This is a genomic window from Streptomyces sp. NPDC127038 (assembly GCF_042725875.1).
Lineage (GTDB): Bacteria > Actinomycetota > Actinomycetes > Streptomycetales > Streptomycetaceae > Streptomyces.
In genome coordinates this window covers 102332-123446 of sequence record NZ_JBHXDQ010000018.1, presented here as the reverse complement: position 1 = coordinate 123446, position 21115 = coordinate 102332, and the positions used below count along the sequence as shown (strand labels likewise).

At 73.0% G+C, this 21115-nt stretch carries 17 protein-coding genes; 5 read left to right on the top strand and 12 right to left on the bottom strand.

The genetic code is table 11. The features are described from left to right. Positions 1 to 97: 97 nt before the first annotated feature. The 5 genes from ACFWI4_RS16055 to ACFWI4_RS16035 form a co-directional block, all read right to left on the bottom strand. Positions 98 to 1360, bottom strand: coding sequence for an ABC transporter substrate-binding protein (locus tag ACFWI4_RS16055; protein ID WP_387196018.1), 1263 nt, complete (start codon positions 1358 to 1360; stop codon positions 98 to 100). Further along, entirely contained in the window at positions 1357 to 2493 is a 1137-nt protein-coding gene (locus ACFWI4_RS16050) for a branched-chain amino acid ABC transporter permease (RefSeq protein WP_387196036.1), read from the bottom strand. The genes ACFWI4_RS16055 and ACFWI4_RS16050 overlap by 4 nt, the downstream gene beginning before the upstream one ends. Before the next feature lie 37 nt (positions 2494 to 2530). Further along, positions 2531 to 3421 carry a branched-chain amino acid ABC transporter permease gene (locus tag ACFWI4_RS16045; protein WP_385407900.1) on the bottom strand — a complete coding sequence of 297 codons (891 nt, stop codon included), beginning with the start codon at positions 3419 to 3421 and terminating at the stop codon, positions 2531 to 2533. Beyond that, positions 3418 to 4179, bottom strand: a complete 762-nt coding sequence (locus tag ACFWI4_RS16040) for an ABC transporter ATP-binding protein (RefSeq protein WP_387196033.1) — start codon at positions 4177 to 4179, stop codon at positions 3418 to 3420. The genes ACFWI4_RS16045 and ACFWI4_RS16040 overlap by 4 nt, the downstream gene beginning before the upstream one ends. 118 nt (positions 4180 to 4297) lie before the next feature. Beyond that, positions 4298 to 5104 (bottom strand): ABC transporter ATP-binding protein, encoded by an 807-nt coding sequence (locus ACFWI4_RS16035; RefSeq protein ID WP_385407924.1) that lies wholly within the window; start codon positions 5102 to 5104, stop codon positions 4298 to 4300. 180 nt (positions 5105 to 5284) lie between these two features. Here ACFWI4_RS16035 and ACFWI4_RS16030 point away from each other — a divergent pair, with 180 nt between their 5' ends. Then, positions 5285 to 6514: a PucR family transcriptional regulator gene (locus ACFWI4_RS16030; RefSeq protein ID WP_387196015.1), complete on the top strand. Its 1230-nt coding sequence runs from the start codon at positions 5285 to 5287 to the stop codon at positions 6512 to 6514. Between the two features lie 446 nt (positions 6515 to 6960). Here ACFWI4_RS16030 and ACFWI4_RS16025 read toward each other — a convergent pair whose 3' ends face one another. Continuing rightward, positions 6961 to 8112, bottom strand: a complete 1152-nt coding sequence (locus ACFWI4_RS16025) for a glycerate kinase (RefSeq protein WP_387196012.1) — start codon at positions 8110 to 8112, stop codon at positions 6961 to 6963. Positions 8113 to 8246: 134 nt separating this feature from the next. Between ACFWI4_RS16025 and ACFWI4_RS16020 the strand changes: the two genes are divergently transcribed. Together ACFWI4_RS16020 and ACFWI4_RS16015 are read left to right on the top strand one after the other, a co-directional pair. Beyond that, a complete protein-coding gene (locus ACFWI4_RS16020; protein ID WP_387196009.1) occupies positions 8247 to 9311 on the top strand; it encodes an ADP-ribosylglycohydrolase family protein in 1065 nt (354 codons plus the stop codon). Positions 9312 to 9331: 20 nt separating this feature from the next. Further along, a complete protein-coding gene (locus ACFWI4_RS16015) occupies positions 9332 to 9823 on the top strand; it encodes an NUDIX domain-containing protein (RefSeq protein ID WP_387196008.1) in 492 nt (163 codons plus the stop codon). Between the two features lie 256 nt (positions 9824 to 10079). Here the strand turns inward: ACFWI4_RS16015 and ACFWI4_RS16010 are convergent, their stop codons facing one another. Further along, a complete protein-coding gene (locus ACFWI4_RS16010) occupies positions 10080 to 10370 on the bottom strand; it encodes an SHOCT domain-containing protein (protein ID WP_387196006.1) in 291 nt (96 codons plus the stop codon). A gap of 254 nt (positions 10371 to 10624) precedes the next feature. On the opposite strand from ACFWI4_RS16010, the gene ACFWI4_RS16005 reads away from it, so the two are divergent. Next, the gene (locus tag ACFWI4_RS16005; RefSeq protein ID WP_387196004.1) at positions 10625 to 11053 is read left to right on the top strand and encodes a hypothetical protein; all 429 of its coding nucleotides are present in this window, start codon (positions 10625 to 10627) and stop codon (positions 11051 to 11053) included. Between the two features lie 132 nt (positions 11054 to 11185). Here ACFWI4_RS16005 and ACFWI4_RS16000 read toward each other — a convergent pair whose 3' ends face one another. Beyond that, positions 11186 to 11548, bottom strand: a complete 363-nt coding sequence (locus ACFWI4_RS16000) for a DoxX family protein (RefSeq protein ID WP_387196002.1) — start codon at positions 11546 to 11548, stop codon at positions 11186 to 11188. A 543-nt stretch (positions 11549 to 12091) separates the two neighbouring features. On the opposite strand from ACFWI4_RS16000, the gene ACFWI4_RS15995 reads away from it, so the two are divergent. Then, positions 12092 to 12868, top strand: a complete 777-nt coding sequence (locus ACFWI4_RS15995) for a hypothetical protein (RefSeq protein WP_387196029.1) — start codon at positions 12092 to 12094, stop codon at positions 12866 to 12868. Here the strand turns inward: ACFWI4_RS15995 and ACFWI4_RS15990 are convergent. The 4 genes from ACFWI4_RS15990 to ACFWI4_RS15975 all read right to left on the bottom strand — a co-directional run bounded on the left by ACFWI4_RS15990 (position 12865) and on the right by ACFWI4_RS15975 (position 21099). Further along, entirely contained in the window at positions 12865 to 13782 is a 918-nt protein-coding gene (locus ACFWI4_RS15990; RefSeq protein ID WP_387195999.1) for a DUF6891 domain-containing protein, read from the bottom strand. The genes ACFWI4_RS15995 and ACFWI4_RS15990 overlap by 4 nt on opposite strands. A gap of 108 nt (positions 13783 to 13890) precedes the next feature. After that, positions 13891 to 15189: an SLC13 family permease gene (locus ACFWI4_RS15985; protein WP_387195996.1), complete on the bottom strand. Its 1299-nt coding sequence runs from the start codon at positions 15187 to 15189 to the stop codon at positions 13891 to 13893. Positions 15190 to 15554: 365 nt separating this feature from the next. Further along, positions 15555 to 16019 carry a CBS domain-containing protein gene (locus tag ACFWI4_RS15980; RefSeq protein ID WP_387195994.1) on the bottom strand — a complete coding sequence of 155 codons (465 nt, stop codon included), beginning with the start codon at positions 16017 to 16019 and terminating at the stop codon, positions 15555 to 15557. Positions 16020 to 16173: 154 nt separating this feature from the next. Then, on the bottom strand, positions 16174 to 21099 hold the full coding sequence (locus ACFWI4_RS15975) for a DNA repair ATPase (RefSeq protein WP_387195991.1): 4926 nt from the start codon (positions 21097 to 21099) through the stop codon (positions 16174 to 16176). Positions 21100 to 21115: the final 16 nt, after the last annotated feature.

Below are 21115 nucleotides of genomic sequence, written 5' to 3'. Positions count from 1 at the left end.
GCCCCGAACCACACGGTTCGGGGCCCTTCCGCATGTGCGGGCCCGTGCGCCCCCCGCGCGGGGGCGCGGAGGATCGTGCGCCGGGCGTGCGCCGGTGTCAGGCGCCGGGTGTGTAGCCCTGTGCGACGGACGAGGTCCCCGGCCCGCGGACGACGGTCATCCCGCCCACCGCGTTCCTGTCGGGCCGCAGGATGACGCTCTCCTTCGAAGAGGCCGCCTTCGGGTCGGTGAAGTCCTGGGAGACACCGAATCCCGGGTCGAACGCGCTGATCGTCAACAGGGCCTTGTCCACGCCCTCACGGGTGAGGTCCTTGGCCGCGCAGGCCTTCTTCAGTGCCTCCCCGAACGCCGAGGCGGCCGTCCAGCCGGCGACCACGCCGTTGTCGAGGCCGTCCTTCGGATAGGCGGCCCGGTAGTCGGCGACCAGCTTCTTGGCCTTCGGGGTGTCCGCGCCGATCGGCAGGGAGGGGTTGGCCACGTAGAAGTTCGCCTCCAGGGCCGGGGCCGCGGCGGTGGCGAGGAGCTGCGGGGCGAAGGCCGAGTTGTTGCCGATCACCGGCACGTCGAACTTCAGGGCCGCCGCGACCCCGACGAGCGAGGCCGCCTGCCGCGGGCCCGCGCTGATCACGACGGCCTTCACCCCGGCCTTCCTGAGGGCGACGACCTGGCCCGTCATGTCGTCGTCCGTCGGCTTGATCTTCTGCTCGACGACCTTGAGCCCCTCCTGCTTCGCGATGTACCGGGAGCCGGTCAGGGCGTTCTCGCCGTAGTCGCCCTCGAAGTACACATGGCCGATGCTGTCACCCCTCTTCAGCCCCTTCTCCTTCATCAGGAAGTCGATCGCGTTGATGGTCTCGATGTCGTACGTGGAGCCGATGGGCCGGATGTACGGGCTGCCCAGGAGGGTGGCCGCCCATGCCTGCGGCAGGACCAGGCCCTTGTCCCGGCCGTCGATGCGCTGCTTGACGGCCGCCACGAACGGGGAGCCGATGAACTGGGTGAAGCCCAGCACCTTCGGCGCCAGCTCCGTGTAGCCGGAGACGGCCTTCTGCGGGTCGTAGCCGTGGTCGCGGACGGTCAGCGCCAGCTTGTAGCCGCAGACCCCGCCGGCGGCGTTGGTCTGCTTCACATAGAGCTGCTGGGCCTGGGTGACGCTCTTGCCGAGGGTGGCGTAGACCCCGCTCATGTCGGTGAGCGCCCCCAGGCTGATCGTCCTCCCCGAGATCCCCTCGCCGGTCCTCACCCCGTCGGCGCCCGCCTTGTCCCCGCCGCCGTCCTTGGCCTTGGAGCTGCATCCGGCCAGCACGAGCAGGGCGGCCAGCGCCCCCGCGGCCAGCTTGGCGGTGTGTGTCGTTCTCATCGTTCCTCCCCTTCTGCGGCCCCGGGACGGGGCGTGACGCGGACCCCAGGACGGGGCGTGACGCTGACCCCGGGACGGGGCGTGACACGAAGCCGGGCGGCCACCCTGGCCAGGCCGCCCGGAAGGAAGAGCACCACCGCCACGACGGCGGCGCCGTACAGGTACCGGGCGGCCTCGCCGGGCGCGATCCCGCCCGTGCCCGGGTCGGAGACCAGCGGCAGGCTGTCGCTGTAGCGGGTCAGCAGCTGGGGCAGCAGCGAGACGAACGCGGCCCCGGCCACCGCCCCGGCGACCGAGCCGAGCCCGCCGATCACGATCATGGCGAGGTAGTCGAGCGAGAGCGTGATCCCGAAGTAGTCGGGCACCGTGCGCTGGAAGACGAGGGCGAGCAGCACCCCGGCCAGCCCCGCGTACATCGAGGACAGGACGAAGACGCCCGCGCGGTAGCGGGCGACGGGCACGCCGATCACCCCGGCCGCGATCCGGTGGTCGCGGATCGCGTTCATGGCCCGGCCGGGCCGCCCGCGCAGCACCCCGCGGGCGAACAGGGCGCAGCCCAGGAGCAGCACCAGACCCACGTACCAGAGCTTCTCGGCCGAGCCGAACGGCACGTCCGCGATCACGAGCTCGCGGTCGTCGAAGGTGAGGCCGAACAGGCTGAGCGGGGGCACGTCACGGCCGTTGAAGCCGCCCGTCAGCGCCCGGGCGTTGAACAGGACGTGCTGGCCGATGAAGATCAGGGCGAGGGTGGCGACACCGAGGTAGGCACCGCGCAGCCGTCCGGCGATCGGGCTGAACAGGCCTCCGGCGATCCCCGAGACGGCGACGGCGAGGACGGCCGCGAGCCAGGCGGGCAGCCCGAGGCCGGTCAGCCCGTCGCCGCCGTCGGCGGCGAACACGCAGTAGGCGTAGGCACCGGCGGCGAGGAAGAAGGCGTGCCCCATGGAGAGCTGCCCGGTCGCGCCGGTCAGGAGGTTCAGGCCGATCGCGCCGATCGCGGCCGCCATGGCGAACAGTCCGGCCTCCAGCCAGAAGCGGTCGACGTAGAAGGGCAGCGCGAGCAGCAGGACGGCGCAGGCGGCTCCCGCGGTGGTCCTGGCGGTGGGCGGGCGGACCGGGCGGCGGCGGAGCAGGCGGGACGCGCCGCCCGCCTCGTCACGGGTGAGGACCTCAGACACGGGCGAGCTCCTTGGTGCCGAAAAGCCCGGCGGGCCTGACGAGCAGGATCACGACCATGACCACGTAGGGCGCGACGTCGCCGAGGCCGCGCCCGAGGAAGGTGAGGTCGCTCTGGTAGCCGGTGGCCAGGGACTCGGTGACGCCGACGAGGAGTCCGCCGACCAGCGCGCCGGTGGTGGAGTCGAGGCCGCCGAGGATCGCCGCGGGGAACGCCTTGAGCGCGGCGAGGGAGGTGGCGCGTTCCAGTCCGGGGGTCGGGAAGACGGTCAGGAACAGGGCGGCGACGGCCGCGAGGCCGCCGGCCACCGCCCAGGCCCCGAGCGACACCCGGCCGAGCCGGACGCCCATCAGGGCGGCGGTCTCCCGGCTCTCGGCCGCGGCGCGCATGGCCACGCCCCAGGAGGTGTACCGGAAGGCCAGCAGGAAGACCGTGATGATCAGGGAGGCGGTGACGAAGGCGGCGATCCGGGTGTGGGCGACGGAGACGGGGCCGACGGTGAGGACGGCGTCGCCCCAGGGGTCGCCGAGCGCGAGGACGTCGGTGCCGATCCTGCGGGTCAGTTCGGTGGTGAGCAGGATGTCGACGCCGATGGTGACGATCGCGAGGACGCTCTGGTCGGAGCCCCGGTAGCGGCGCATCACCAGGAACTCCACGGCGGCGCCCACCAGGGCGGCGCCCGCGATCCCGGCGAGCAGGGCGGGCCAGAAGCCGATGGTGCCGTGGAGGGTCGCGGTGACGTAGCCGCCCGCGAGCAGCAGGGAGGCGTGGGCGAAGTTGACGACCTCGGTGGCCCGGAAGATGACGACGAATCCGAGGGCGATCAGGGCGTAGACCGAGCCCAGCGAGACTCCGTTGAGCAGGAGTTCGGCGAAGGTGCTCATGCGGGGTCCTCCTCCGGGTCGGAACGTTCGCCGAGATAGGCGCGGACCACCGCCGGATCGTTCTGTACGTCCCCGGGGGCGCCGTCGGCGATCAGGCGCCCGAAGTCGAGCACGGTCACCGCGTCCGCGAGCCGCATCACCACCCCCATGTCGTGTTCCACGAGCACGATCGAGATGCCGAGGCTGTCCCGGACGCCCGCCACGACCGCGGCGGTACGGCGCCGTTCGCCGGCGGTCATGCCGGCGACGGGTTCGTCCAGGAGCAGGACGCGGGGCTCCATGCACAGGGCCCGCGCGAGTTCGGCGAGCTTCTGCCGCCCGTACGGGAGCGAACCGGCGGGCCGGTCCAGATCGCGCTCCAGACCCACGAACGCGGCGATCTCCCGGACGCGTTCGCGGTGCCGCCGGTCCTCGCGGGCGGCCGAGGGCAGCCGCAGCCCGGCGGCGAGGAACCCGGCGCGGGTCAGCCGGTGCCGGCCGAGCAGCAGACAGTCCTCGACGGTGGCGCGCGGGGGCAGCGCGAGGTTCTGGAAGATGCGGGCCACGCCGAGCCCGGCGATCCTGTGGGGCGGCAGGCCGGTGAGCTCGTGCTCGCCGAGGCGGACGCTTCCGGCGGCGGGGCGGCAGACGCCGGACAGCACGTTGAAGCAGGTCGACTTCCCTGCGCCGTTGGGGCCGATGAGGGCGTGCACGGTGCCGGGACGCACGGTGAAGCTCACCGCGTCGAGCGCGGTCAGCCCGGCGAAGCGGACGGTCACGTCCCGGACGTCGAGCGACGGGACCCCGGCGGGCGTGTGCTGCTGAACAGCCGTGCGGGTGGCGGCGGTTGGACTCGTGCTCGGGTCGGCGACGCTGTCGCGTTCCTCCACGGTGGCGTCACCCCTTCCAGCGGGCGAGGGACGGAAAGCCGTGGGAGGCGGCCTCGGCGTCGGCCGCGGCGTCCTCGTCGACCACGCCGAGATAGCGGCGGCGGACCTCGTCGGAGGCGGCGAGCCGGTCCGCGGGACCCGACAGGGTGACCTCGCCGACCTCCAGGACGCAGGCGCTGGAGGCGAGGCGCAGGGCGAGGGCGGCGTTCTGTTCAACGAGCAGGACGGAGGTGCCCTGTTCGTTGATCTCCCGCACGGTGTCGGCGATCCGGGCGGCCGTCAACGGGGCGAGCCCGAGGGAGGGTTCGTCGAGCAGCAGCACCCTGGGGGCGGCCATGAGCGCCCGGCCGACCGCGAGCATCTGCTGCTCCCCGCCGGACAGCAGGGCCGCCCGCTGCCCGGCGCGTTCGGCGAGCACGGGGAACAGCTCGTGCACCCGCCCGAGGGCCCGTGCCCGGCCGGCCCGGCCTCCGGTGCCGCCGAGCGCTCCGGCGCGCAGGTTGTCCGCGACCGTCATCCGGCCGAACACCCGCCGTCCCTCCGGGACTTGGGACACCCCGGCGGCCACCACCCGGTCCGGCGGCAGCCGGTCGAGCGGACGTCCGCCGAGGGTGACCGTGCCGCCGGTGACCGCTCCCCCGTGGAAGGAGAGGGTCCGGCTCACGGCCCGCAGCAGCGTCGACTTGCCGGCGCCGTTGCCGCCGAGGACCGTCACCACGGTCCCCTCGGGCACGTCCAGCGACACATGGCGCAGGGCGCGTACGGGGCCGTATCCGACCGACAGATCCCGTACGAGCAGAGCGGCACCGCCCATGGCAACTCCCTTGTCCTCGCTCGGTGTGGCGCTCACCTCAGCACCGGCGGACATCCCCGTCCACGGGCCGCGCCCGATACGCGGCGGGAGCCCACCGGTGACGCCCGCCCGTTGTGCACGCGCACAACACCGCGTGTCAGGGGCCTGTGCGACCCCGGGCCGGGGTGGCATCCTCCGGCCATGGGAGGGCGCAGACCGCAGACCGGTCATGACTGGAAGCTGCTCGCGGAGTCGTGTGCGGCTCTGCTGGAACGGCTGCCCGAGCTCGTCGACGAGCACGTCAGGCAGCTCACCGAGTACTCCCCCGTCTACGGACAGGTGCTGCCGTACGACCAGCAGTGGCGGGAGGCGGAGACCGCGATGCGCATCGGCATCACGGCGATCTCCGCGCCGCGTGACTCACCGCGCCGGGATCTGGAGCACGCCGAGGAGGCGGGCCGGAGGCGGGCCCAGCAGGGGCTGCCGCTCGAACTCCTCGTGCACGCCTACCGGGCGGCGGGCTATCTGGTGTGGGACGCGCTGATGGAGAGCGCGGCGGCCCGTGCGCCCGACCGGCTCGGGGTGCTCATGCGGTGCGCCACGATGGTGTGGTCGGCCGTGGACACGCAGGCCGCGACCGCCTCGGCGTCCTACCTCGCCACGGAACGGGAGCTGCGGCGGCGCACCGACGAGCAGTTGCAGGCGCTGCTCGACGCCCTGCTGGAGGGCCAGGAGGCGCCGGGGCTCGCCGCGCGGGCGGCGGCCGGGCTCGATCTGCCCGAGCACGGACCGTACGCCGTCGTCGTCCTGCGGACCGAGCGGCACGACGGCCGGGACGTCTGTGTCCGGCCGGTGCTGGGCGCGGGGCTGCGGTTCATCTGGCGGATGCGGGCGGACTGCGAGATCGCGGTGGTGGCCCTTGACGCCGGGCAGGGTCTGGACGGGGTGGCCCGGCTGCTGGACGGGCGCCGTTCGGGGCCGGGCGGCATCAGTCCCGTGGTGCGGGGTCTGGCCGAGCTGGGGCGGGCCAGGCGGTGGGCCGAACTGGCGCTGCGCACCTGTCCGCCGGACGCGACCGGAGTCGTACGCCTCGATCAGCGGATGCCCACGGCCCTGGTCGTGAGCCAGCCGGAGCTGGCGGGCCGGCTGGTGTCGGAGGTGTTCGGCGCCCTGCTCGAACTGGAGCCGGGCGACCGTGCGGTGCTGATCGAGACGCTGGACATGTGGCTGGCCTGCGAGGGGTCGGCCGGCCGCGCGGCGGGGCGTCTGTACTGCCACCGGAACACCGTCTTCAACCGGTTGCGCCGGCTGGAACAACTGACCTCACGCCAGCTGGCCCGCCCCCGCGACCTGATCGAGATGACCCTGGCCCTGGACGCCTACCGCCTGGCGTCCGCCCCGACGGCCACGGCCACGGGACCGGGCCGCTGAACCCGACTCCGTGGCGCCCGGGGCTCGGACATCGGCCCCGGACCTTGGGCGCCGGACCCCGGGCCTCGGGACTCGGGTCCCGGATCCCGAGGCTCGGACCCTGGGCCCCAGACCTCGGGCCCTCGGGGTTCGGACCCCGGAACCCTGGGGTCCAGCGCTCGGGACTCGGATCCCGGGGCTCGGGGCTCGGGGCTCGGGGTTCGGGGTTCGGATCCTGGACCCCAGACCCCAGACCCCGGGGCTCGGATCTCGGGCTCCAGAACCCAGACCCCAGAACCCGGGGCTCGGGACTCGGACCCCAGAACCCGGGGGCTCGGACCCCGGAACCCCGGGACTCAGCGCTCGGGACTCGGGACTCAGCCCGCGGAACCCGGACCTCGGGACTCGGACCCCGAATCCCGGGCTCGGACCCCGGAGGGCTCAGGGCTCGGGCCAAGGGCTGGGGATCAGATCAGGAAGTCCCGGGCGATGTTCTCCGCCACCCGTTCCAGGATCGGGCCGGCGTCGGCGATGCAGGTCGCGATGTCGGGCTCGGCGTCGGTGAGCGGATAGGCCCGCCGGATGCCGGCCCTGCCCAGTTCCTCGGGCGGGAGCGCGAGACGGCCGCAGACCGCGACGACCTCCTTGCCCCCGGCCCGGGCGGCCGCCGCGACCCCGGCGGGCGCCTTGCCGTGCAGGGTCTGCTCGTCGAGCGACCCCTCGCCGGTGATCACCAGCGTGGCCCGTTCCAGCGCGGGCCCGAAACCGAGCACGTCGAGCATCACCTCGATGCCGGGCCGGAAGCGGGCGCCGAGGACCAGGGCCCCGTAACCGACCCCGCCCGCGGCACCGGCGCCGGGCGCGGTGGAGTACCCGGCGGCCCGCGGTCCGATCTCCTTCTCCAGGACACCGGCGAAGTGGGCCAGGGCGCTGTCGAGCACCGCCACGTCGTCGGGGCCCGCGCCCTTCTGCGGGCCGTAGACGGCGGGCGCGCCCGCGGGGCCGGTCAACGGGTTGTCCACATCGCTGGCGAGGACCAGGTCGACCCCGGCCAGCCGGTCGTCGAGGCCCGACAGATCGGCCCTCGCCACCTCGCTCAGACCGGCGCCGCCGGGAGCCACCGGCTCGCCCTCCGCGTCGAGGAAGCGCGCGCCGAGCGCGGAGAGCATGCCCGCCCCGCCGTCCGTCGTCGCGCTGCCGCCCACGCCGAAGACGATCGTGCCGGCGCCGGCGTCCAGCGCGGCGCGCAGCAGTTCCCCGGTGCCGTACGTCGAGGACGAGAGCGGCGCGAAGACGCCCCTGGGCAGCCGTTGCAGCCCGCTCGCCTCGGCCATCTCCACGACCGCGGTCCGCCCGCGCAGCGCGAACGCGGCGGTCACCTCGTCGCCCAGCGGTCCGGCGACCCGCACCTCACGGCGCTCGAACCCGGCCGCGACCGCCGCGTCGACGGTGCCGTCGCCGCCGTCGGCCACGGGCAGGGACGCGATCTCGGCGTGCGGCGCGACCCGGCGCAGTCCGGCCGTGACCCGCTCCGCGACCTGTACGGCCGTCAGCGATCCCTTGAACTTGTCCGCCGCGATGAGCACACGCGGGGTCCGATCCACAGCAGCGTCCGCCACCTTGCATTCCCCTTGCTTCCTGGCCTTGCACACGTCAAGGCAGTCGCGCCGCTGTGACCATAACTGCCGCGGGCCCCCGCCGTCATGCCCCTGCCCGGCGAGCGCGGCCGCCCGGAATTGGGTAGACCGGAGCCATGACCCCTGTGGGCACCGACATCGCCGACCGCGTACTCGGAGGCTGGCTGGGCCGGATCGCGGGCAACATGCTCGGCAAGCCGGTCGAGCAGGGCGACCACTGGACCCGGGACCGGATCGACCGCTATCTGCGGCGGGCCGGGGCCCTGCCCCTGACCGACTACCTCCCCGGTCCCCCCGACGACGGCACGGACGAGTTCCGGCTGCGGCCGGAGTGGCGCAGCTGTGTGCGCGGCCGCATCCACGGCAGCTGCCGGGACGACGACGTGGACTACGCGATCCTCGGGCTCGACCTGCTGGAGACGCACGGCTTCTCCTTCAGCACGGAGCAGGTGGGAGACCTGTGGCTGGCCCGCCTCCCGTACCTCCAGACGTTCACCGCGGAGCGCGCCGCCTACCGCAATCTCGCCCAGGGTCTGAAACCGCCGGTGACGGCGACGTACGAGAATCCGTACCAGGAGTGGATCGGCGCGCTGATCCGGGCCGACGTCTACGGCTGGACGTCCCCGGGGCTGCCGCTGCGCGCGGCCTCGCTGGCCCGCCGTGACGCCGTCCTGTCCCACACCGGCAACGGTGTCTACGGCGCGATGTGGGCGGCGGCGCTGATCTCCGCGGCCTTCACCGCCCCGTCCGTCCGGGACGCGCTGGACTCGGCGCTCGCCCCGATCCCCGCGAGCAGCCGGCTGGCCCGCGCCGTGCGCCGGGTGATCGCGCTGTACGAGACCGGGATGACCTGGGAGGACACGCTCACCACCGTGTCCGAGGAGACCGCGGGGATGGGCTGGATCCACACGGTCCCGAACGCGGCGGTGCTGACCGCCGGGCTGCTGTACGGCGAGGGCGACTTCACCCGCACGATCACGCTGACGGTCCGCGGCGGTCTCGACACCGACTCCAACGGGGCGACCGCGGGGTCCGTCGCGGGCGTGCTGTGCGGGGCGGAGGCGATTCCCCCGCAGTGGAAGGAGCCGCTGGAGGACACCGTCCGCAGCGCCGTGTTCGGCTTCGACGGAGTACGGATCAGCGAGCTCGCGTCCCGCACGGTCGCCCTGGTCGAAGCCTGAGCTCTCGCTACGCTTCCGGGGTGACCACTTCGGACTTCGCCGCATATATCGCCGGTCTGCCCCGCGTCCTCGTCGGTGCCGCCGCCCTCTTCCGTGACGCCGACGGGCGGGTCCTGCTCGTCGAACCGAACTACCGCGACGGCTGGACGCTTCCGGGCGGAACGGTGGAGTCGGACGAGGGCGAGAGCCCGCGGCAGGGCGCGCGCCGTGAGACCGCCGAGGAGATCGGCCTCGACGTGGAACTCGGACGGCTGCTGGCGGTCGACTGGGTCCTCGGGCCGGAGCGCCCGCCGCTGGTGGCCTATCTGTACGACGGCGGGGTGCTCGGCGAACGCGAGCTCGGGGCGATCCGGCTGCAGGAGGAGGAGCTGCTGTCCTGGCGGCTGGTGGCCCGCGAGGAGGTGTCCGCCCACCTCGCGGGCGCCTCCGGCCGCCGGGTCCTCACCGCGCTCGACGTCCTCGCGGAGGGCTCGGGCACGGCGGAACTGGAGAACGGCCACCGGGTGGGCTGACCGGGAGCCCGGCGCGTACGCGGGCCGGGCGGCCTCCTCGAACACGGGCCGGACTTCGGCGCGTACAGGGCCGGACGTCCTCCTCGAACACGGGCCGGGGCTCCGGCGCGTACCCGGCCCGGAGTTCGCCCCGTACCCGGCCGGGGCGCGTCACGTGCCGGTGGCCGGGGGCCGGGCCCCGGCCACCGGCACGGTGTTTCACCCGGTGTGTCCCCGCCGGGGGCTGTCAGGGTTCCTCGACGGGGGTCCTGTGCGATCAGCCGAGAATCCGGGCCTTCTGCGCCTCGAACTCGGCCTCGGTGAGCACGCCCTGGGCCTTGAGGTCCCCCAGCTGCTTCAGCTGGTCGATCTTGCTGGTCATCTCGTCGGCCGGCGCGGCGGGCGGAGGCGGCGGGGGCGGGGGCTGCTGCTCCTGGTACTGGTACTGCTGCTGTGCTTCCTGCTGCGCCCATCGTCCTTGCTGACGACGGGACACGCGGTTCGAGACGGCGGTGGCCGTACCGGCCACCACGGCGGTGCGGGCGACCCCGCGGAGGAGACCTGGCACGGTGGTTTCCTTTCCGGCACGAGACAAACGGAACGAGCCCGAAAGGGATTCCCTCCCCTGCGCGCGCCGAATTCCTCTCGGCGCACCGGGCAGGACCATTGGAGCACCGAACGCATTCCCCCGCATCTCGATCCCGCCGCGTCCGGGATCGATTTCCGACGATCTGCCGGTCCGTCATTCCCGTGGCAAGCTGAAATGTGGGCCACCGACCGTCGCCCGGTCAGTGGCGAGGCCCTACGCAGGAGGAGCTCGCAATGACGACGACGGGTATGCACCGGCAGGGAACCGCCGGCAGTTCGGGGGCGTGGGTGTCCGGCTGGACCGCCTTCGCCGGAGTCATGATGATCTTCGGAGGCGCGATGGCGATATTCCAGGGCATCGCCGCCATCGCCAAGGACGACGTGTTCGTCACCACCCGCAACTACGTCTACACCTTCAACCTCACGAGCTGGGGCTGGATCCACCTCACGCTCGGCGTCCTGATCGTCCTCGCCGGCATCGCCGTGTTCCGCGGCATGCTGTGGGCCCGGATCGTCGGCATCACCCTCGCGGGCCTGGCCATGGTCGCCAACTTCATGTGGCTGCCGTACTCGCCGGTGTGGGCCAGCGTGCTGATCGCCGTCGACGCCTTCGTCATCTGGGCGCTGTGCGTCGGCTCCGGCCGGGACGCCCGTACCACGTAGCCGATCGCGATCTCCCCGGAACTCCGGCCGGGGGGGGGGGCCCGCCCCCCCGGGGGGGGGGGCCCCCCGGGGGGGCCTGGGGGCCCCGGGGCCGCCGCCGTACGTCTCCCGCATCGCCCGCCGCTTGAAACCTCAGAGCCCGGCGGCGAGCCCGACGGCAACGGCCGCGGTGACGACGAGGCCGACGTTGAGTGCGATCCCGCGGTCTTCCCTGCCGGTCAGGTGCACGGCGATCGCGCCTGCCTGCAGGAGGACGAAACCGATGGCCGCGGCCAGGGCCAGCGAGGGCACGACGCCGGTCAGCGGTGGCAGGACCAAGCCGATGGCGCCGAGTACTTCGACCGCCCCCAGCGCCCTGACGGCGGGCAGGGGGACGCGGTCGACCCAGGCCATCATCGGACGGAGTCGATCACGGCCGCGGGTCACCTTCAGCGTTCCCGCGTAGCAGTAGAAGAGGGCGAGCAGTCCGGCGACGATCCAGTAGGCGATGTTCATCGTTCCCGTTCATGGGCCACCGGTCTGCGGCGGCCCCGTCGATTCATGGGCACGAGTGGACAGCCGGAACCGCGCCGGTGTCCAAGACCCGTCCCGCAACACCGATACCCGGCAGGTATCGTCGCAGCTTGGAGCCACAGATCCTGCGCTGCTTCATGGCGGTCGCCGAAGAGCTCACTCCACCAGGGCCGCCACCCGACCGCGGAAGGCCCGGCCGCCGCGGAGCCGGGCTGCCATGCCGCTTCCCAGGCCTGTACCGCCCACGCTCCGGTGGGCTCCGCGACAGGCCGCAGATGGGTATCTCGCCCCATGGTTTCCGCGTGGCCCTACGACGACGGTGAAGGCATGAACCTCAACCGCCCTCCTCCGGTCCTCGCTCCCTGACGAATCCCCACCCCGGCACGAGCCGCCTCCCCTTCGGCGGAAGGAATCACCATGCCACTCGACTCTCTCGACCGGCGCATCGCCCGGTCGGAGGCCCGCCTCGATCCCACGACCCAGTCAGCGCCGGAACGTTCGGGAGGCGGGACAGTGACCCTTCGCATGCGGCCCGACCGGCACCGCGCATGGTCCCGGGTCCGGCCGTACGCCGCCCTCGCCCTCGACCTGGGCAGCGCCCGCACCCGGGTCTGGGCGTCCGGGCGACGCCTGATCCTCGACGTACCCACCGTGACCTTCCCCGGCCCCGGCGCCACCTACCCCATCCAGCGCGGCACCATCGTCGACACTCCCGGAACCGCCCGGATGCTGGACCGGCTGCTCGGTCATCGACTCCCCCGCCTCGGTCGCCCCCTGCTCATCCTGACCACTCCCGTACTCGGTGGAGTCGCCTATCGGGCCCAGGCCCGTACCGTGGTCGAAGTCCTGCGCCCGCGTTCGGTCCTGACCGTCCCGACCGCGCGCGCCGTGGCCATCGGCGCCGACGCCGACCCGACCCCGCCCCTGCTCGTCGTGGACCTCGGCGCCCACCTCACCGAGGTCACGCTGCTCGCCGACGGCGCGGTGACCGACGCACGGCAGACCGCCCTGGGCACGAGCGACCTGGACCACCGCACCCCGCCGTCGCGGATCACCGACGCTGTCGTCGCCATGGTGACCGCCATGCTGGAGCAGGATCACACCTCGGCCACGTTCGAAGCCCTGCGCCGGGGCGCACTGCTCGCGGGCGGGGGCGCGCTGCGACCCGACATCACCTATCGCCTCGCCGACCGACTGCGCGCGCCGGTCCAGCCCGTCCCCGCGCCGCACACCGCGGCGGTCCGCGGCGCCGCGAAACTCCTGCGAGCCGCCTGGGCCCACCCCTCCGCCGACTGTCCCTAGCCGACCAAGCGGCGGGACCAGTCCAGGGGGGTGACGGTGATGGCCCGGCCGGGGTCACGGTCCCACTCGGTGTGGAGGCCGACCGCTTCAAGGGCGGTCACGACCTCGCGGCCGATGGACGCAGTGGTCTCGGAGGAACCGTCGAAGCCACCGTAGAGGAGCATCAGTCCTTGGCCGGCCGCGGCGGAGTCCGTGCACTGGGTGTGGAAGTAGACGAAACCGCGGGCGTCGGGTGCGCCCGCGCCGCCGATCTCGGACTCGCCGCAGCTGCGGCAACAGGTGAAGTTCTCGCGGGCGGTGACACCGGCCCTCTCCAGAGAGGCGAACGCGCGGGTGAGCCGCTCGGGGTCGGTCTCGCCCTGCCACGCGACCTGCTCCGCGACCCGCTCCACCCACAACCGGTCGGCCAGAGCCGCCGCCTGCTCACGCGAGACCGGCCGGCGTTCCTTGGTGACCAGGTACTCCTCGGCGAGTTCGGCCAGTTCGGCCCGGGAGGCGTAGCCGCCGAGCAACTCCAGGCGGACGCGCTGCTCCAACTCCGCGCGTTCGTCCTCGTCGAGGTCGAGCGGCGGCACCTCGTGGGCGGGGCCCATGTCCAGCGGCGACCAGGCCAGGCCGCCGTCCCATCCGGCCTCCTGGCGGGCCCAGCCCGTGATCGCGGCGATCACGTCCTCGGGCACGTCGACCATCGCCTGGAAGTGCCGGTCGGCGGCACCGTCGCGGTACTCCAGCGTGTAGTCACCACCGGACTTGTGCCAGACCTGGGCGAAGACGTCGGGCAGGTCGGGGATCCGCTGGACCACGAGGAACCGGTCACCGTCCTCACCGATGCGCCGGACCACCCCAGCCAGTTCGTCGGCGGACACACGGACGTGCCGCTCCTGACTCTCCGTCTGCACCACGATATCGAGCATGCCGAGACTCTGACACACCCTTCCGAGCGCAGACCTCCCGGGACCCGACCGGCCCTGATCCTGGGCGACTTCCGGTCCGAGAGGTCGTCCGGCCGGAGGCGCACGGCGTCAGGCCAGGGCGAAGTAGCGCAACCACACATAGCCGAGGGAGATCGCCACCGTCACGGCGGTGACGACCAGTCCGTACTTGGTGAACTGCCAGAAGGTGATGGTCTGGCGGTTGCGTTCCGCGATGCCGAGGACGACGACGTTCGCCGACGCGCCGATGGCCGTGGCGTTGCCGCCCAGGTCGGCGCCCAGGGCCAGCGCCCACCACATGACGTGGTCGGCGCCGCCACCCATGGAGTGGACCAGGTCGCTGGTGATGGGGGCCATGGTGGCCACGTAGGGGATGTTGTCGACGACCCCGGAGAGCACCGCGGAGGCGCCCAGCAGGGTCAGCGAGCCGCCGAGTTCACTCGTTCCGATGGCGTGGGCCAGGCCCTTGGAGACCTCGTCGATGACACCCGTGTCGATGAGCCCTCCGATCATGATGAACAGACCGGCGAAGAACGCGAGCGTGGGCCACTCGACCTCGGCCAGGACCTCGCTCGTCTCCGCCGTGGAGACGGCGACGAGCAGTCCCGCTCCGAGCAGGGCGACGATGCTGGGCTCGTAGTGGAGAACCGGGTGCAGGACGAATCCGGCCACGACCAGGGTGAGCACGATCAGGCCCTGGACCAGCAGCCGGGGGTCCTTGATGGCCTCCCGCTCCTCCAGGGCCATGATCTCGGCGGCCCGGTCCTCGTCGTAGACGAAGTACCTGCGGAACATCACCCGGCACAGCGCCACCAGAACGAGGACCAGCAGCACGGCCAGCGGGGCGAGATGGACGAGGAAGTCGTTGAACGTCAGGCCGGCCCGGCTGGCGATGATGATGTTGGGCGGATCGCCGACCAGGGTCGCGGTGCCGCCGATGTTGGCGGCGAACACCTCGGCGATGAGGAAGGGCGCGGCCGGCAGGGCGAGACGCTCGCAGACGAGCAGGGTCACCGGGGCGATCAGCAGGACCGTGGTGACGTTGTCGAGGAGCGCGGAGGCGGCCGCCGTGATGACCACGAGCATGGCCATCACCCGGAACGGTCTGGCCTTCGCCTTCTTCACGGACCAGATGGCCAGGTACTCGAACATCCCGGTCTTCTTGAGCACGCCGACGATCATCATCATGCCCATCAGCAGGAAGATGACGTTCCAGTCGATGCCGGAGTCCTCGGAGTAGAACGCCGAGACGTCGTCGGTCGCCCCGATCGCCAACATGAGGCCCGCGCCGCCGAGGGCCACGGCGACGCGGTGGATCTTTTCGCTGATGATGAGGGCGTACGCGCCGACGAACACGACGATCGCCGCCCAGCTGTGCCAGTCGTTCACGGCGCTCCGGTCCCTCCGAGGGCGCGTACGGCGGCGAGGGCCGGCACGGCGAAGAGCGCGACTCCGGCGAGAAGGGGACGGCGAAGAAGGAGAAGGGGCGTCGGCAGCGCGCTCCGCGCCGCGCGACGCGACAATCGCACCGTCACCGGCGACACGACGCCGGACATCATCGCCAGTTCCATGTGGCACGCCCCGATCGGAGAGAGAGTAATCCCCTGCTCGCCGACCAGACTTCCCGGCACACCGTTGGCAACCTTACCGGTTCTTGACGGATCTTTAACAGGCCGTTGGCGGGCACTTCGGGCGGCGGCACATTGCCGGTTCCCGGCAGGGAACGGCCTGGGCGGGTCTCCCGACGCCCGGTGTCAGGCGGAGCCCGCGGCGAGCAGGCGCTCCAGCAGGTGGGAGGCCGTGATGACGCCCAGGAGCCGTGTGCCCGCCTTGTCCTTCTCCACCACGGCCACGAGCGGGCTGCGCGCCTGGGCCATGTGCGCGGCGACCTGGAGGGCGGTCTCGTCCGGAGCGGCGACGACCGGCGGCGGTGTGGTCCTGGCCAGGCAGTCGCGCACCGCGCGGCCCGCCAGGGCGGCGCACAGCCGGTCGGCGTGCCGCTCGTCGACCACCGCGGCGAGCGTCGGATCCTCGATCACATAGCCCGGTACGAGGATCTTGACCATCTGTGAGGCGGGGAGGACCGCCTTCGGCGCGCCGTCCTCGTCGACCACCAGCAGTGCGGGGAGCCGATGCGCGGCCATCAGTCGTGCGGCGTCCATCGCGTCGCTGTCGAGGCCGACCGTCTCGTACTGCTCCGCCAAGTCACGCGCGCGCACGCCGGGCTCCCGTCTCGGTCCTCGACGCGGCCGTGTCCCTCGCGCCGCTGGGGCGGCGGGTCGCGGCAGACGCCCGTGCCCGCACGATACAGCCAACGCGCGCACGGCCGACAACGATCACGCCGACCGCGCGACGCGGCGGAACGCTTCGCCGTCACGCCTCCCGTCGTCCCGCCGCGTGGCGGGCGCCGGGGCCCGCGAGCCCGTTCGGAGTGCCGGCCGCTCGGACGATGGCGGACTCGACGGCGCCGACCCGGTCGGCGAGCAGGCCCAGGGCGGCGACCGCGCGCAGCAGGGGATCGCCGTCGGGGCCGCCCAGCGTCTGTGTCCGGACGTACGCGGCCTTCACCTCGGCCCACCGGTCCGCCTGTTCACCGGTGAGCGTGCCGCGCAGCTCGGCCAGCCTGAGGAGGTTCTCCTCGGCTCCGCCGGCGAGGGTCTGGGCCTCGGCCGTGTAGTGGTCGTCGATGACGGCGGAGAGCTCCTTCTCGTTCATCACGGGCTGGATGCGCTGAACGATCCTGTTCATGTTGCGATAGGAGCCCTGCAGCCGGAAGGGCGGTTCGGTGCGGGCGCCGTCGGACCGGGCGGCGGAGGCGATGTAGGCGTCGTTGACCGCGAGGACGGTGTCGCGGGCGGAGAGCGCGTGTCGCAGGACGGCGAGGATCCGCTGGAGCTCGGCCGGCTCGTAGCGGTGGGTGAGCCGGTCGGCGTGTGCGGAGGGGTCCTCGACGGCGAGGCGGACGAGCAGGTCGAGGTCGGCGCGGTCGCGGCCGGCCAGCGGTGCCAGGACGGGGCTCGCGGTGAGCGCGTTCTCGACGAAGCTGAGGGCGAAGACGTCGTCCTTGCCGGCCAGGACGTCGCCGAGGTTCCACACGTCGGCGCGATTGGCGAGCATGTCCGGCACGTGGAAGCCGCTGCCGGACTCGGTGTAGGGGTTGCCCGCCATGCAGACGGCGAAGCGCTTTCCGCGCAGGTCGTAGGTCCGCGGTTCGCCGTCCCTGACGCCCTCGACGCGCCGGGTGTCGTCGCACAGCGGGATGAACTTCTGGAGCAGTTCGGCGGAGGTGTGCTGGATGTCGTCGAGGTACAGGAGGGTGTTGCTGCCCGCCGCCAGGGCGAAGTTGATCTTCTCCACCTCGTTGCGGGCCGTGGCGTTCGGGGCCTCGGCCGGGTCGAGCGAGGTGACGGCGTGCCCGAGCGCGGGGCCGCTGACCTTCACCAACAGGAGGCCGAGGCGGTCGGCGACGTACTCGACGAGCGTCGTCTTGCCGTACCCGGGCGGGGAGACGAGCAGCAGGAGGCCGCCCGTGTCGGTGCGCCGCGTCTCGTCGGCGGTGCCGAGCTGCTTGGCGAGGTTGTCGCCGACGAGCGGGAGGTACACCTCGTCGATGAGGCGCCCCCGGACGAACGAGGACATGGCGCGCGGCCGGTGGTCGTCCAGGCGCAGCCGGGAGCGTTCGGCGGTCACCAGGGCGGTGCGGCGACGCTGGTAGGCGCGGAAGGCAGGGGCCTCCCGTTCCCGGAACCCGGTTGTCCGGGCCAGGAACTCGTCGATCCGCAGCGGAAGTCGGCGGCCGACGACGCGCGGGTGGACGCCGAGCAGCCCTTCCGCCGTGACCGTCAGGGGGGCGTCCGACTCGTAGCGGGTGAGGGACGGGCACAGCTCGGCCGCCACCGCCTCGGCGAGATCGCCCGGCTGGACGTCCTGGCCGGTGGCGGACGCGTACGAGGACAGCCATGCCTCGACCAGCTGGCGGCGCGCGGCGAGGGCGTCGAGTGCCGTCAGGTCCTCGTCGTAGGCCGTGGTGCCCACCGCGCGGCGGAACTTGTCGAGCAGGGTGCGGGCGCCCGCGCTGAGGACGAACCCCTCGGGACCGCGGGTCAGTTCCTCGAACAGGTAGGAGGCGGCTCCGGTCGCGGTGCCGTCGTCCGGAGGGGACCAGGCGCCGACCGCCGCGGCCAGTTCGCCCTGGAGTTCGGCGGTGGCGGTGGCCGGTCCGAAGGTGTTCTGGGCCCGGGCGAGGGAGACCGCGCGCCGCGTCCAGGTGGTGCGGGCTTCCTCCGTGGTTCCGTGTTCCCAGAAGAGCTGGGCGGCGGCGCGGCACGCGGGCTCGTGGCTCAGGGGTCCGGCCTGCTCGTACAGCGGGAGCAGGGCGGTGAGGATCACGGTCGCGTCGTGGTCGTGGACTCCGCGTTCGTAGCCCTCGTCGTGCGCCTCTTCCGCTGCTTTCCGTACGAGGGCGGGGAGTTCCGTCTGGGCGAGGTGGTCGGGGCCGTGCTCCGCGAGCAAGCGGGCGGCGAGGTGTTCGGCGCGGTAGACCTCGGGCGACTCGGAGGGGAGGTGCCGGTCCCAGTAGGGGCGGGTCGCGGCGAAGCCGGGGTCCGTGACGGGGCGGCGGTAGTCGGTGCCGGTGAGGGCGAAGGCGAGGCCGTCGCCGTCCGGGACGAGCGTGAGGTCGAGGGGCTGGGTGTTGACGGTGAAGCGGTGACCGCCGAGGCGGATGGTGCGGCCGTCGTCGGCGTAGAGGTCGGTGCGGTCGCGCAGCGCGCGGGCGGCCTCCTGCCGGCATGCCCGCAGGCGGCTGTCCAGCTCCTGTGCGCGCAGGGTGTCGCCGAGATCGCGCAGTTCGTCCGCGGTGCGGCGGACCTTGGCGACCATGGGGTCGGAGGCGAAGAACGCGGAGACCGCGTCGGGTCGTGCGAACGTCGCCGCGCGTCGGGTGATCGCGTCGAGGACCCGGGCGGCGGACGCGGCCAGTTGCTCGGTGCGGCGGGCGCGGGTGTCGGCGAGCGTCTGGCGGCGGGCCGAGAAGACCTCGTGGATCTCGGCCCGCCGGTCGGCGAGTTCACCGAGGAAGCCGTCGTACTCGGCGAAGCGGGACTCCAGGTTCTCCAGGCGTGAAAGGACGGCGACGAGTTGTTCGTCGCAGGCCTCTGGGCTGTCGGCCACCGCGAGCGCGGCGGTGAGCGACTGGGCCAACAGGGCTGATTCGGCGGAGAATTCGGCGTGCCCCTCGTGGTCGAGGAGGGCGCGGCGGCGGTTGCCGAGGGTGGCGCGGGCCCGGTTGAGGCCTCCGAGCACCTCGGCGACGCGTTCCAGTACGGAGGTGCGGACCGTGGCGTCGGCGACGTCGATCCCGGTGACGACCTCGGTCACCGTGCAAAGGCCCTCGGCGAGACGGTCGAGGCGGGCGGTGAGGGGGGCGGCCTCGGCGGCGGTGGCGATCGACTCGGCGTCGGCGACAAGCTGTTCGACGCTCGTCTGGTGGCTCGCGAAGGCGTCCTCGCGGGCCAGGAAGGCGACGGCGCGCTGTCCGAAGGCCGCGAGGTCGGCCGCGGCGTCCGAGGCGAGTTCGTCGACGCGCGCGGTGTCGCAGTGGCGCAGCTCCTTGAGGGTCAGCAAGTGGCCCTGGGCGTGACGGAGTTCGGTGAGACCGTCCACCCAGGCGGTCGCGTCGCGCGGACTCTCACCACGCAGCCGGCGTACCACCGCGGTGATGCGGTCCGCCGCCTCGTCGAGCGCCCCGGTGGCCTGGCGGGTCTGGGTCAGTACGGCCTCGAACTCGGCCAGCACCTGCTCGGCGGTCGCACGTACGGCCTCCAACGGCGTACGGAGATCGCCGAGTTCGTCGTCGCCGAGCCAGTGGCAGGTGTCCGCGACCCGGACGCAGGCGGCGACCAGTGCCTCGTAGACGGCGGTGGTCGGTGTCGTCTCGGCGACGGCGCGGGTGACGGACAGGCAGTCGGAGATGCCGCGCACGAGGTCGGCGTTGCCGATCCGGGCCAGCGGCCCCGTGCCGACGGGCGCGTCGGCGGCGTGGGTGTCCGACACGTACGGGGAGCGCCAGAGTTGGAGGGGGTGGACGCGGGCCGGTTCGTCGCCCTCGGCGCGCAGCGTCATGAGGGTGCCGTCCTCGAAGAGCGCCTGGCCGTGGCAGGACAGCGGGGCGGCGGCCTCCTTGCGGATCGTGTTGTACGACAGCAGTGTGCTGCGGCCCTCCGCCGGCGCGTGGAACGCGTAGAGGACGTCCTCGCCGTTCGGTGCGCGTGTCTCGCGCTCGAACTCCAGGCCGGCGGTGTCCGTGTCGTAGGTCTTGTGGGCGCCCGTGGCCATGCAGTAGCCGAGGGGGAACACGATGCCCTGGTCCTCGGGCAGGCGGCGGCAGGCCTGGCCGATGCCGTCGAGGCGGACGACGGATCCGGTGAGGGTGTTGAACACCAGATACCGGTGGGTGTCCTCCTTGTAGGGGCGGATCCGCAGCAGGACGAGGGCGCCCACGCGTGCGTGCGCCACCTCGGCGTCGGCGAGCGACTGCAGGGGTTCGTCGACCGGTTCGGTGTAGAGCCGCTCTCCCTGGTCGGTGCCGTCGTCCGCGCTGACGGTGAGGACTCCGCCGACGGTCGAGACGAAGACCTCCCCCTGGACCGAGACGCGGGGGTGGCGGCCGAGGACATGGTCCTCGCGTGTCGTGACGTCCCACGCGAAGTCGTGGGAGGGCGGCAGGACGTGGTCCCGGTCGCCGCGTGCGTCCAGGTAGGCCGCCCGCCCGTCCGCGGTCAGCGCCCAGCGCAGTACGCGGATGTCGTCGGCCTTCTCTCCCGTCTGGAACACGGCGAGCAGCTTGCCGTCCGTGCGGCGGAGCCGCAGGAGGCGGGCCTGGCGGTAGTAGCGGTACAGGGCCGCGAACTCGCGGACGAAGGCGGGATCGTCGAGCAGGCCGGGCACCGCGTCCTCGGGCAGCCTGTTCAAGTCCCGGTCGTGCAGCGCGAACACGTCGCGGACCGCGGTCTCCTGCGTGGCGTCGGGGTGCGGGACGCAGCCGAGGAGGAGGTGGTCCCCGACCGCCACGAGGTCGCGGGGCACGCACGGGCGGTCCGTGCGCAGCCGCCCGGTGCCGGTGAGTTCCAGTCGTACGGAGCCGAACTCCTGTGTGCGGCGGGCGTTGAGCGCCTCGGCGCGGCGGGCGAGTTCGGCGGCCTGTGCGGCGAGCCGGTCGCGCAGCACCTCGTACGTGCCGGTGTCGACGGCGTCGTGCGTCGCGGTCCGGAGCGTCTCCGGCTGGAGGCCGGTTGCCATCGTGCGTGCTTCCCTT